Below are 12,343 nucleotides of genomic sequence, written 5' to 3'. Positions count from 1 at the left end.
AAACAGGCACATCTCTGTTAGCAAGTATACCATATTTCTATTGTTTTCGAATGCGATGTGTTTACTTTGGTACTATTAAAAAACAAAAAGACAGAGAAGGCTTCCGCTCACTTTTCTGTCTTTAATAGCGTATTCTGTTATAGAAAGAAGTTACTTTTTCAGCTTGAGCGGTCAGCGAATAGGCTAAAGCATGCTCACGCAATTGTTTCCCTTTTATTGGCAATTTCCCTTCGATCCATTCACTGTAGGCTTCATTCAGGGCTCTGACCAGCTCCTGTTTATCAGCTGATTCAATCAGCCAGCCTAGTTCATAATCAGTGATCAGTTCCCTGACATCTCCTACATCAGTTGCAATCACCGGTACTTCCTGTTCGGCTGCCTCTAACAAGACCAGTGGGAAGCTTTCGCTTTTAGATGGATGGACCATTATATCTGCCTGAGCAATAACCTCTTTTAAGCGCTCAGCTGGAAGCCATCCTTCAAAATGAATATGAGGTGAACAATGGAGTTCTTCAGCTAGCCTGCGCAGCCTGCCTTCTTCTTCCCCTTCACCGCACAGCATCAACTGCCAGTTTGTCGTGCCCATTTCGGTCAAGGCATCCAGCAGTAAATCGAACTGCTTGATTCGATGCAGCCTTCCTACTGCAATTATAGTAAATATCTCTTCATGGGATACAGATGAGAGCGGCTCGGAGAACGTTATACCATTATGTATCGTAGCGATTTGACTCGCACGCCCTCCCAGTTCACAGACGATCATTTTGATCTCATTTGAGACGGCGATGACGCCATCTGCCTTAATCAGACTTTTAGTGTTTATTTTTTCAAACAGTCTCCCTTTTAAACCTTGATTTTCAAAATCCAAGAGAGGATTACTGTGAACCGTGACAACCCACTTCACCTTAAGAAATGGCCTCAGCAGGTTGACCAGCATATTGGCACGTGGCCCATGAGTGTGCACCAGGTCAAACTGATTTGACTGAATATAAGCTTTGACTTGTTTTAAAACACTTAAATCATACCGACTTGATTGTTCAAACACCGTTACTGACAACCCTTTTTCCCGTGCAGCCTTTGCGACAGGTCCTTCTTCCAGCACGATCAGCTCAGCTTCAGTTCCAGTTTCCTGCAAAGCAGTCAATAGAGAAATGATGTGGACAAGCCCACCACCGAATTCATTTCCTGCATTTATATGGGCTACTTTCATGAGGACTCTTCCTGTTTATGCTGTTTATTTACAGCTTTAATAAAGTAGGGAAGGGCCAGCATTCGTTTGTATCTTGACGGCTGCTTGATCAATCGATACAGCCATTCAATGTGAAAACGCTGAACCAAAAAAGGTGCCCGTTTCGTCTTACCTGACAACACATCAAAACTTCCACCGACACCCACTGCAATACCTTTATCAGCCTTACTAAGGTAGGTTTTAATCCATTTTTCCTGTCTCGGGAAGCCAAATGCCACTAGGACTATATCCGGCTGTGATGCCTTAACTCTTTGAATCATAACAGGATCATCGTGATCAAAATATCCGTGATGCGACCCTGCAATAACTAGGTCGGGCCATTTTTCTTTGACGTTTTTGAGTGTCAAATCGAGAATATCTTCTTTCGCCCCAATGAAATACACACGTTTCTGATCGATATTAGCAATCTCGAGTAAGCCGAGCATCAGCTCAAAACCGGGTACTCTTTCTTTTATCGGTGTTTCCAGTTTTTTCGATGCTCTCACGATCCCAATCCCATCAGGCGCAATGTAGTCAGCTTCCATCAGCAAATTATAATAAGAAGGATTTTCAAGTGCATACATTACAATTTCAGGATTAGCTGTTACCAGAAAGGTTTTATCGTTATTTTCCATCCGTGTGTAAAGCTGTTTCAAAAATTCTTTTCGTGTCAAATTGTCAAAAGGAATACCGAGAATCGTTATTTTGTTCTGCATTTTTATTCCATCCATTCTAAATACTAGACATACTCAGACAGACCGTCAATGTCCCTCAAGTGGCTGACTTTATGGGATTATTTAACTGACTTAATCTGACATGACCTGATTTTTACCATTTCGTTTGACTTTATTAAGCAGCTGATCTGCTCGATTGAACAGCTGGCTGACGGTTTCACTTGGGTTGTACTCCGCTATTCCTGCACTGCTAGTTACTTCAGCTGGTTCAGTAAACCCATTTCCGTGGAAAGACAACCTAATTGTCTCTGCTATTTGCTTTGCCTGTTTCAGTCTAGTATCCGGAAGGACAATCAGAAACTTCCCTCCAGCAAATACTCCGGCGAAATGCGAATCGTCGATCGTATGTTTGATTACTCTTCCAGCCTCTCTGATCATTTCATCTCCAAACAGTGGCCCGAACAGGGCATTCTGATGTTCCAGGTTGTCGATATCAAGAACGATTAGTGAGACCGTTTCTACTTTACCAGTATTTACTCTCTGGACGACCTGGCCTAATTTTACCAGGATGTTCGACCGGTTAAATAAGCCAGTCAGCGTGTCCCTTCTTGACTGAAATTCCCATTCCTTATTCTTACGCAGCAATTCTTCTTTTTCATTTTCATGATGAGTAATATCAAAAACGATGCCTGATAAGAAAAGGGGTTTACCTTCCGGTGTGCGCTGCGTTACTTTTCCTCTATCATAATATGTTTTATAAGATCCATCCAGTGCTTTTATACGGTATTTGACTTCCCAGACAGAGATTTCACCGGCTAAATGTCTTCTCATTTCATCCATCACAAATTCGTAATCATCCGGGTGGAGGCGATCTGTGAAAAACTGAAAATCTACAGTTTCCGGTAAATCTTCTTTATTAAAGCCAAGTGCTGCAGCTTTCATTGGGTTAAATGTTACTTTATTTGCTGGGAAATCCCAGAACCAGTGGCCTAAATTACCAGTCCAAGAAAACTCAAGAGAGTCCTGGTTTTCCTGCATTGAAAGTAATTCTTTATTCAATCGTTTCATCGTTTCAAATTCAACTTTTAATTTTTCTAATTCCTGCATTTCGTCTGCCATGATACCGACTCCTCTAATTCTAGTATAATACAGATACCAGGGCTTTAATATGTCAGGGATGCTTCTATTCAATAGAATTAGAACGAGTTCACACAATTGTCGATTTTCGTTCCGATATTGGCCCTTCCAGCTGCTCCTACCCCTATGGTCTGATTCGATTAGTCTACGAGTTCAATAGAAATCAAATGAACCTGCAGCGGGTGACTTTCCATTACAGGTCCTTCATGCGTCACCCTCACTTCATCGCCTATTTCAAAGTTCTGATCTGCCGGTGCTGATATAGATACTTCAGTGCCCGACGACCTGATGGGTTCACCTTCATGGGGCTCAACTATTAAATGATTCGTTACCTGTACTTCGATGACGATCCCTGTAAATTCATCTGTCTGATCCTGCTCAAAACAACCTGTCAGAAACAGACTGACGGCAACGAGTGTCATAAATCTGTTTACCATTAATTACCCACCCTTTCAGCCTAATGTTTCTTCAGAAGCAATTGATCGATAAAATGATCAGTCGTTTTATGAATAATCATATCTGCCCTAAAACGCGTCGGCAGAATGTATTCCTGAAGATTTTTCAAGTTGACTGTCCGCCAGACGTTTTTAGCCATTTTAAAAGCCTCTTTCCTGTCACCGGCTGCATAGGGGTAATAGTAGTTTGTCGGATCTTTAAAGGCTGTCTGTAAAAGGAGCCCAAACCGTTCCAGGTACCATTTTTCTATTCTATCCGGTTCAGCATCGACATAGAAACTGAAATCAAAGAAATCACTGACGAAAATCTTTTCGTTCGCTGGTAATTGAAGGACATTAATGCCTTCAACGATCAGAATATCGGGCTGATCGATTATTTCAAATTCGTCTGGAACGATATTGTACAAACGGTGTGAATACAGGGGCACTTTAATGTCCCGTCTCCCACTTTTCACATCCCCCATAAAAGAAATTAGACGGTGCATGTCGTAACTTTCCGGAAAACCTTTCCGGTTAAGCATATGCCGTTCTTCGAGCACTTCATTCGGGTATAAAAATCCGTCAGTCGTGATCAGATTCACTTTCTTATCAGGATAAGCTCTAGCCATCATCGTCTGAAGAAAACGTGCCAGAGTACTCTTTCCGACAGCCACACTCCCTGCAATCCCTATTATGTAAGGCTCTTTAGACTCCGGTCTATCTAAAATTTTCTTTATTTCACTCTGTCTCGCATGATAATACTTAATGTATTGATGCAGTATTTGTAGAATAGGAAGATAGATTTCTTTAACGTCCTGAACAGATACCTGATCATTCAATGAACGCAAAGAATCGACTTCCTGATCGGATAACGAAATTTCCGTTTTATTATTTAACTGTTTCCATTCGTCCCTGTCGATTATATAAAATGAATCGGACTCTTTCATGCGGTTTCCTCCGCTCTTTCCTAATTATCTTTACTAGTTTACCAAATGTCGTGATGCTTTCACAATATAAGGTCATTAATAAATAATGAACGCTGACTGAATCTTTAATTAATTTTAAGTTTAACTTGGTATCATAAGTTAGAGTTTCTGTACAAAATACGTTATGATATACAGGATATTAAGTCTCATAACAAGCTGAGGTGAATTCATGAAGACACTTTCTGATCAGGCAGTGGGAACTGCACACGGAAAAATCATTCTTATCGGAGAGCACGCCGTTGTATACAATGAACCGGCAATCGCAATGCCGTTTCTTGCCACTCCTGTGGAAGTTATTATAGAGAAGATCGATGGCGACAGCGTTATCTCGTCAAGCTATTATCAGGGGTTTTTCAAGAATGTGCCCTCTTCTCTAAAAAATATATACACATTAACTGAAACCATTTGTGCTGACTTAAATCAGTCGGCTGATGGAATGAGCATTTCCATTTCAAGCCTGATTCCTCCCGAACGGGGCATGGGATCCAGTGCGGCAGTAGCGACGGCACTCGTTCGTGCACTGTTTTCTTACTTTAAGAAATCATTGGATCAGACGAGCCTGTTAAACTATGTCGATATCTCTGAAAAAATTGCTCATGGAAATCCCAGTGGACTTGACGCTCGCGTAACGAGCAGCGAATCCCCTGTTTATTTCAAAAAGAACAGTCGTTTCACATCCATTCCATTGCATGTATCAGGTTATCTGATTGCCGCTGACACTGGAATGAAAGGACAGACTAAAAAAGCTGTTGAAGATGTGGCTCAACAAATGAAACAGTCCTATAAACAGACCAGACAACTAATCACTAAAATAGGTCTGCTGACAGAAGAAGCCAAAACGGCGATCGAAGAAAATCACACCGTCCATCTTGGAGAACTGATGACTCTTTCTCATGACTGCCTTAAACAGCTGAATGTAAGTAACGAGGCATTAGACCACTTGGTCGATACAGCACTTAAACAGAAAGCGCTGGGAGCTAAACTAACCGGCGGGGGACGTGGCGGCTGTATGATCGCACTGGCTAAAACAGCAAAACAGGCAAAACGAATCGCTCATAAACTAATGGAAAACGGCGCGGTTGAAACATGGATCCACGCATTAGGAGAGGACTTTAATGACTAAATGGGTACGAGCACATACGAATATAGCCTTAATCAAGTATTGGGGCAAAGAAAATGAAGAATGGATCATTCCGAAAAATAATTCTTTATCGCTGACCCTGGATGCATTCTATACGGATACACAGGTTATATTTGACAAAACCCTCAAAGAAGACGAACTGATTCTGGATAATGTCATGCAAAATGCTTCTGCACTAAATAAGGTCCAGCGTGTTCTAGACGAAGTCAGATCTCAAGCCGGTATTCAGCTGAAAGCCCGTGTAGAGAGTAAAAATCACGTTCCTACTGCAGCCGGTCTGGCCTCTTCGGCTTCCGGATTAGCAGCATTAGCTGGAGCGGCCAGTCAGGCAGCCGGCTTATCTCTATCTGATACTGAGCTTTCGAAACTGGCTCGAATCGGTTCAGGTTCAGCCTCCAGAAGCATTTATGGGGGATTTGCCGAATGGGTTAAAGGTCACGACCATGATTCCTCTTTTGCAGTTCCTGTAGATGATGCAGACTGGGATATCGGCATGCTATTTGTCATTGTTAACGATGCCGTCAAAGAAGTATCGAGTCGCGACGGGATGAGAAGAACGGTTGAAACATCGCCTTTCTACCAGGGGTGGCTGGACTCTCTTGATAAAGATTTAAGGGACATGAAAGCTGCTATATCAGAACGGGATATTGAAAAAGTAGGCAGTATTGCCGAACGGAATGCGTTGAAAATGCATGCCACTACATTAGGAGCGAATCCTCCATTCACTTATTGGACAGCGGAAAGCATGACCGCCATGACGGCTGTCAGAGATTTAAGAAAACAGGAATACACTGCCTATTTCACAATGGATGCTGGACCGAATGTGAAAATCATCTGCAGACAGTCTCAGTTAACTGATATAAAAGACAAGCTGAGACCGCTCTTTACAGACGATCAGCTTATTGAGGCGAGACCGGGTCCGGGATTACATCTCGTAGATCAGTCCCAACCCACTATATAGTCAGAAAGGCCTTGTCATGAAAAAAGCACACGCAAAAGCACCTGGTAAATTATATATAGCTGGCGAGTATGCCGTTGTTGAACCGGGTCACCCGTCCATTATCGCGGCTGTTGACCGGTTCATTACAGTAGAAGTTGCTCCTTCGGAAAATACCTTCGGATCGATTAATTCGACTGTGCTTTCCACCGGCCCCATAAAATGGGAAAGAAAGAATAATCAAATCCTATCGCAGTCATCCATTTTGAAAGCTGATATTGTTTTCGCAGCTATGGTCACTGCTGAGGCATACCTTCGTTCGTTTATCCCGTCTATTCCCTATTATGACATCACTATTACAAGTGATATGCTCAGTGATAAGGGGCTGAAATATGGTCTCGGATCAAGCGGTGCAGTCACCGTAGCTCTGATCCAGGCTCTTCTCGACTCTTTTTCTGTAGGCTACACCCCATTACTTCTTTACAAACTGTCTGCTGTGGCCCATTTGTCGCTAAACAGTAAAGGCTCTTTTGGAGATCTAGCTGCTGCTAGCTTCTCTGGTCTGATAGCGTACTCGAGTTTTGATAAACGCTCTGTTCAGGAGAACTTGAATTTGAACCCCATCAAAACTGTTGTCGAGGCTGACTGGCCACATCTATCCATCGAGCAGCTTCCTCGTTTAAACCAAGTTTCTCTGCTTGTTGGATGGACTGGCTCACCGGCCTCTACAGAATCATTAGTCAGTCATGTAGAGACGGATCATGACCGCTTACCTTACGAAGTGTTTTTAACAGAAAGCAAGAAATGTGTCGAGCGGCTGATTATAGCCATCAAACAGCAGAAGACGTCGGATATCTTTAAAGAAATTACTTATAATCGGCAGCTGTTACTTAAGATGAGCCGATTTAAGCAGTTCGAATTAGAAACCCCTCTTCTGTCGACATTATGCTGTATAGCCGAGACTTTTCACGCTGCAGCCAAATCTTCCGGAGCCGGTGGCGGCGACTGCGGAATAGCACTAATTTCAGAAGACGTTGACCGTGAATCGCTGCTTCTTGAATGGATAGAAGCGGGTATCACACCTTTACCGCTTACTATTCATACACACTAATCTACTTATTGGAGTGACCTTATGTCTAAACCTAATAACCGCAAAAATGAGCATGTCTCTTTATCAGAAAAATTTTATCCACAGCAAGTCTCTTCTTTCAAAGATATCAGATTTGTTCATCAGTCTTTTCCCGAAATGGACGTAAGAGATGTTGATTTGTCTGTATCCGTTGAAGGTCTAAACTTTTCTGTTCCTTTTTTTATTAATGCCATGACTGGTGGAAGTGAATGGACTGGAAAAGTAAACGAAAAACTGGCAGTCATTGCCAGAGAAACCGGATTAGCTATGGCTACTGGATCAGTCAGTGCAGCGCTGAAAGACCCTTCTCAAGAAGAGACCTTTAAAGTTGTGCGCCGAACTAACCCAAACGGCCTCATTTTTGCCAATTTAGGCGCAGGTCACGGATTGGAAAATGCAAAAAGAGTCGTAGATCTCCTGGAAGCTGACGCTTTCCAGATTCACATCAATGCTCCTCAGGAAGTCGTTATGCCTGAAGGTGACCGTGAGTTCAGAGGATGGCTGACCAATATCGAATCGATTGTTAATGGTCTGAGCGTCCCTGTTATTGCTAAAGAAGTCGGATTTGGGATGAGCAGAGAAACCATCAGACAATTAGAATCTGTAGGTGTCAAGCTGATTGATGTCAGCGGGCAAGGGGGAACTAATTTTGCCCAAATCGAGAATTTCCGCCGTAAAGATTTCAAACTGGATGATTTTGAAGAATGGGGTCAGACGACTGCTGTCTCACTACTTGAAGCAGGAGACAGTGCCGTTAATTCCCATATCATCGCTTCAGGTGGGATCAGGCGACCAATGGAAATGGTCAAAGCACTGTCTATAGGGGCCTCACTAAATGGCTTATCCAGCCAGTTCATGCACATGGCACTTGATGATGTCGATCAGGCTATCGACACGATCAATCAATGGAAAGTTGAATTGACACACATTATGACATTACTGGGGGCCAGAACCATTGAAGACCTCAGAAGAACGGACATCATTATTACTGGAGAAACAGCAGAGTGGTGTTCAGCCAGAAAAATCAGTATTCAGAAATATGCATCTCGTTCCTGATACGAGATATTTTTTCCTACCCTAACAGGTCGTATACACTTTAACTGATGAGGTGATGTAATGAAGAAAACACAGCAGTCGACCTTTTCTTCACCCTGGTGGATGACACTTTATATTGTTCTTCAATGTACATGGGGCTTTTTACAAAGCGCACTTGGCTTATGCTTGTTCCTGATTCATCTAAAGGAGCCTCACGACTTTTATCATGGAAGCATACGTACTAAATGGGCGACTTTCAACGGCATTTCTCTTGGTTTCTTTATATTCACTCCCAATGAGGACAGCCCGAATTTATCCAAAAGAACATCACAGGGTCGGGATAAGATAAAAGACACATGTGAGCGTATCTCAGTTCATGAGTACGGTCATACCTATCAGTCGTTGATCTTAGGCCCACTGTATCTGTTTACTGTCGGAATCACGTCCCTCATCTGGTCACGATCTACATATTACCAGACCAAACGTAAAAAGGACGGCCTTACCTACTCCTCACTGTGGACAGAGAAGTGGGCAAATAATTTAGGCGAAAAGATATTAAATAAACCGTCAATCAGTCATTAAATTATAAAAGGAAGAGACGTTCTATCTAGTTTAGACGTCTCTTCCTTTTATCTGCATTCTTCATAAGTCTCTACTGAACACCGTTTCTACTTCATTCGGCCGCTCTAATCTATCGCATTTATCGAATCCGAACTTTTCATATAATCCTTCGTGATCAGTTACTATATATACTTTTTCGAATCCCCACCTTTTAAGGTATCGGGATCCTTCCTCAATCATCTGCTCACTTAACCTGTGACCTCTCGCGTTTTCCGTTACATATACAAAGCCAATGAACGGACTGTAAGGTAATTCCGGATAGGTATCTTTCCTAGTTAGCGTGCAGAAGCCCAAGATCTGGTTTCCTTCCACTGCCACTAACAGTCTTTCCCAGTCAGCAAATGTATCCTCCTCCATCAGTTCAGCCAGGCGATCTGCTGTTTTCCATGAACACTTTCTGGCATAGTCTATCATCTCTTCCCACATCTGATGATTCTTATCAATCAGCCTAAATTCCATGTATATGCTCCTCGTATTAAAAGATCAGCCACATGATGGTTATAGCCGTAATACCCAGCACCATGGACCATAATAAACTTTTTGTTTTCAAGGCGATCAGCACAACCAGGACTGACGGAACCAGTTTAATATTCAGTACTGGATTTATATTGAAGGTCCCTTCCCAGAAAAATATATCAGAAGCAACCAGAGCGGCGAAAATGGATACAGGGATAAACGACATCCAGCGGCTCAATGATGGCGATATTTCTTTTTTGCTTAGTAAGAGCAGCGGGAAAAATCGGGGAATGAATGTGACGACAGCCATTCCGCCAATCAGAAATAATGGGTGGTTAAGCATGTTCTCTCCCTCCTTTTCTCCTGTGTTCTCTCGTTTCTACATAATACCCTGCGAAAGAAGCCAAAACAGTCGCAATAACTAACGCTATATTGTGCTGAAGGACTATAGTCAGGATGACAGTAAAAATAATCGATACAGCTGCCGCAATGATATGTGGTTTCGAAACAAACTGCAACACCATCATACATAAGAACATGGCAATCAGCGCATAATTCATAATTAAGGTGTTGATAGGAATCTGGCTGCCAATCACGCCTCCAAGCATCGTGCTCAACACCCAGGTGCCATAATTGGATACACTGGTGACCAGCGCTTCTTTTGGAGTCCAGTTACCCAGCTGAAATTTGGAATAATTGATCCCAAATGTTTCATCTGATAAAGTATGGCCAAACAACCCGAGGAATCTAAGTGACCGATTTCTAACGAATCCGGATATACTCGCTGACATTAACACATGCCTTAAATTCAAAAAGAACACCATTAGTATAATTGAAGGAAATGATGCACCCAGAACAACCATGCTGGCTGCCAAAAATTGAGCTGCTCCGGCATAGACAAACAAACTCATGAGGAATATCTGGACGACTGAGAATCCCGCATCATACAGGACAATACCACATGCTATACCAAGGGCAATGTAACTGACCATAATAGGCGAACTTGCCTTAACGCCACTGACGATTGTTTCACGGTTCATATTTCGACACCCCAACTCTGTTATGTTAATATTTAGACAGTATAGCATATTTAAGACCACAATAAAGAGCAGATACTGTTTAAAATCAGCATCCACTCTATTCGTTTGTTTATTATTGAATTATGTCGTAAATCAGTGTCGGTTCAGTTCCCGTTTCAGATAAACGGATATTAGATAATACCTTGCTGACCACTTCTTCTTTGATTTCTTTGTTCGAATAAAGTGTAGCAATCGAATCGCCTTCGCTTACTTTATCTCCAACTTTTTTATGCAGGTAAAGACCTGCTGACAAATCGATCTCGCTCTCTTTTGTCTCGCGTCCTGCCCCCAGCATCATTGCTGCAATACCGACCTGATCCGCTACGATTTCCGAGACAACACCGTTTTCCTTAGAAATAATATCCTTAGTGAAGGCTGCTGCAGGTAACACCCCATCCGGGTCATCTGCTACAGTCGCATCTCCCCCTTGGGCTTCCACAAAGACTTTAAAGGCTGCCAGTGCTTTACCGTTGTGCAAGTTGGCTTCCAGTTTTTCGCGCGCATCTTCCAGTGAAGAAGCAGCCCCGCCAAGGTAAGCCATCTGACTACCTAAAACTAGACATAATTCAGTCAAATCTTCAGGGCCTTCTCCTTTAAGTGTATCGATTGCTTCTTTAACTTCCAGTCCATTTCCAATTGCGTTTCCTAAAGGCTGACTCATATCTGAAATAACTGCCATTGTATCTCTGCCGACAGATTTCCCGATTTTAACCATTGTTTCAGCTAGTTCCCTAGCCTGCTCAACATTCTTCATGAATGCACCGGCACCTGTTTTAACATCCAGGACGATCGCATCTGCTCCTGACGCAATTTTCTTGCTCATAATAGAGCTGGCAATCAGCGGGATGGATTCTACAGTTCCTGTAACATCACGTAAGGCATACAGTTTTTTATCTGCAGGTGTCAGGTTTCCGGACTGACCTACTACGGCTACTTTGTTTTTGTTGACTAATTCGGCAAAATCATTTTGAGAAAGCTCAACGTGGAATCCTGGAATAGCTTCCAGTTTATCGATCGTTCCACCTGTGTGACCAAGTCCACGCCCGCTCATTTTAGCAACGGGAACGCCGACACTGGCTACGAGTGGTGCTAATACTAATGTCGTTGTATCCCCCACGCCACCGGTAGAGTGTTTATCTACTTTTACTCCTTCAATTGCAGACAGATCAATCTGATCTCCAGATTCGACCATTGCCATTGTCAGGGCACTTCGTTCTTCTTCAGTCATTCCTTTAAAGTAAATAGCCATTGCCATTGCACTCATTTGGTAATCAGGAATCACTTCTTTTGTGTACTGGTCGATCATCCATTTTATTTCATCAGTAGTTAGTGCTTCATCATGCTGTTTTTTTTCAATCAAATCAATCATTCTCATTAAGTCAAACACTCCATTCTACAGTATCTTGTAAGCCTTATTCTAGCACATCTAAACTGATATATAAGGAGAGTTTCCTTAGAGATAATAAGAATATTCCAATAAAGACCATCT

General features: G+C 42.5%; 14 protein-coding genes. 5 read left to right on the top strand and 9 right to left on the bottom strand.

All coding sequences use genetic code 11. The features are described 5' to 3' along the window. Positions 1-121: 121 nt before the first annotated feature. The 5 genes from CLV38_RS03210 to coaA form a co-directional block, all read right to left on the bottom strand. Positions 122-1,207 (bottom strand): glycosyltransferase family 4 protein, encoded by a 1,086-nt coding sequence (locus tag CLV38_RS03210; RefSeq protein WP_106191431.1) that lies wholly within the window; start codon positions 1,205-1,207, stop codon positions 122-124. Further along, on the bottom strand, positions 1,204-1,941 hold the full coding sequence (locus tag CLV38_RS03205; protein ID WP_106191428.1) for a WecB/TagA/CpsF family glycosyltransferase: 738 nt from the start codon (positions 1,939-1,941) through the stop codon (positions 1,204-1,206). The genes CLV38_RS03210 and CLV38_RS03205 overlap by 4 nt, the downstream gene beginning before the upstream one ends. 90 nt (positions 1,942-2,031) lie before the next feature. Further along, positions 2,032-3,018, bottom strand: coding sequence for a GGDEF domain-containing protein (locus tag CLV38_RS03200; RefSeq protein WP_106191426.1), 987 nt, complete (start codon positions 3,016-3,018; stop codon positions 2,032-2,034). A 158-nt stretch (positions 3,019-3,176) separates the two neighbouring features. Then, entirely contained in the window at positions 3,177-3,473 is a 297-nt protein-coding gene (locus CLV38_RS03195) for a DUF3221 domain-containing protein (RefSeq protein ID WP_106191423.1), read from the bottom strand. Positions 3,474-3,493: 20 nt separating this feature from the next. Then, complete coding sequence (coaA, locus tag CLV38_RS03190; protein ID WP_106191421.1) at positions 3,494-4,417, bottom strand: type I pantothenate kinase; 924 nt, start codon at positions 4,415-4,417, stop codon at positions 3,494-3,496. 208 nt (positions 4,418-4,625) lie between these two features. On the opposite strand from coaA, the gene mvk reads away from it, so the two are divergent. Genes mvk through CLV38_RS03165 form a run of 5 tightly spaced genes read left to right on the top strand, consistent with a single transcriptional unit; the run spans position 4,626 to position 9,280 of the window. Further along, on the top strand, positions 4,626-5,579 hold the full coding sequence (gene mvk / locus CLV38_RS03185) for a mevalonate kinase (protein ID WP_106191418.1): 954 nt from the start codon (positions 4,626-4,628) through the stop codon (positions 5,577-5,579). Next, the gene (gene mvaD, locus CLV38_RS03180) at positions 5,572-6,558 is read left to right on the top strand and encodes a diphosphomevalonate decarboxylase (RefSeq protein ID WP_106191416.1); all 987 of its coding nucleotides are present in this window, start codon (positions 5,572-5,574) and stop codon (positions 6,556-6,558) included. The genes mvk and mvaD overlap by 8 nt, the downstream gene beginning before the upstream one ends. Positions 6,559-6,574: 16 nt before the next feature. Beyond that, on the top strand, positions 6,575-7,645 hold the full coding sequence (locus tag CLV38_RS03175; RefSeq protein WP_106191414.1) for a phosphomevalonate kinase: 1,071 nt from the start codon (positions 6,575-6,577) through the stop codon (positions 7,643-7,645). A gap of 21 nt (positions 7,646-7,666) precedes the next feature. Further along, positions 7,667-8,719, top strand: a complete 1,053-nt coding sequence (fni, locus tag CLV38_RS03170) for a type 2 isopentenyl-diphosphate Delta-isomerase (RefSeq protein ID WP_106191412.1) — start codon at positions 7,667-7,669, stop codon at positions 8,717-8,719. 60 nt (positions 8,720-8,779) lie between these two features. After that, the gene (locus CLV38_RS03165) at positions 8,780-9,280 is read left to right on the top strand and encodes a hypothetical protein (protein WP_106191409.1); all 501 of its coding nucleotides are present in this window, start codon (positions 8,780-8,782) and stop codon (positions 9,278-9,280) included. A 60-nt stretch (positions 9,281-9,340) separates the two neighbouring features. On the opposite strand, the gene CLV38_RS03160 is transcribed toward CLV38_RS03165, so the two are convergent. From CLV38_RS03160 to CLV38_RS03145, 4 genes are all read right to left on the bottom strand, one after another. After that, positions 9,341-9,778 (bottom strand): GNAT family N-acetyltransferase, encoded by a 438-nt coding sequence (locus CLV38_RS03160; protein WP_106191407.1) that lies wholly within the window; start codon positions 9,776-9,778, stop codon positions 9,341-9,343. A 16-nt stretch (positions 9,779-9,794) separates the two neighbouring features. Continuing rightward, positions 9,795-10,118: an AzlD domain-containing protein gene (locus CLV38_RS03155; protein ID WP_106191405.1), complete on the bottom strand. Its 324-nt coding sequence runs from the start codon at positions 10,116-10,118 to the stop codon at positions 9,795-9,797. After that, positions 10,111-10,815, bottom strand: a complete 705-nt coding sequence (locus CLV38_RS03150) for an AzlC family ABC transporter permease (protein WP_106191402.1) — start codon at positions 10,813-10,815, stop codon at positions 10,111-10,113. Before CLV38_RS03150 ends, CLV38_RS03155 begins: the two co-directional genes overlap by 8 nt. Positions 10,816-10,927: 112 nt before the next feature. Next, on the bottom strand, positions 10,928-12,229 hold the full coding sequence (locus CLV38_RS03145; RefSeq protein ID WP_106191400.1) for a pyrimidine-nucleoside phosphorylase: 1,302 nt from the start codon (positions 12,227-12,229) through the stop codon (positions 10,928-10,930). Positions 12,230-12,343: the final 114 nt, after the last annotated feature.

It is taken from the genome of Alkalibacterium olivapovliticus (genome assembly GCF_003003275.1).
GTDB classification, from domain to species: domain Bacteria; phylum Bacillota; class Bacilli; order Lactobacillales; family Carnobacteriaceae_A; genus Alkalibacterium; species Alkalibacterium olivapovliticum.
The sequence above is the reverse complement of the archived record's forward strand: the minus strand, read 5'-3'. Positions and strand labels throughout refer to the sequence as shown.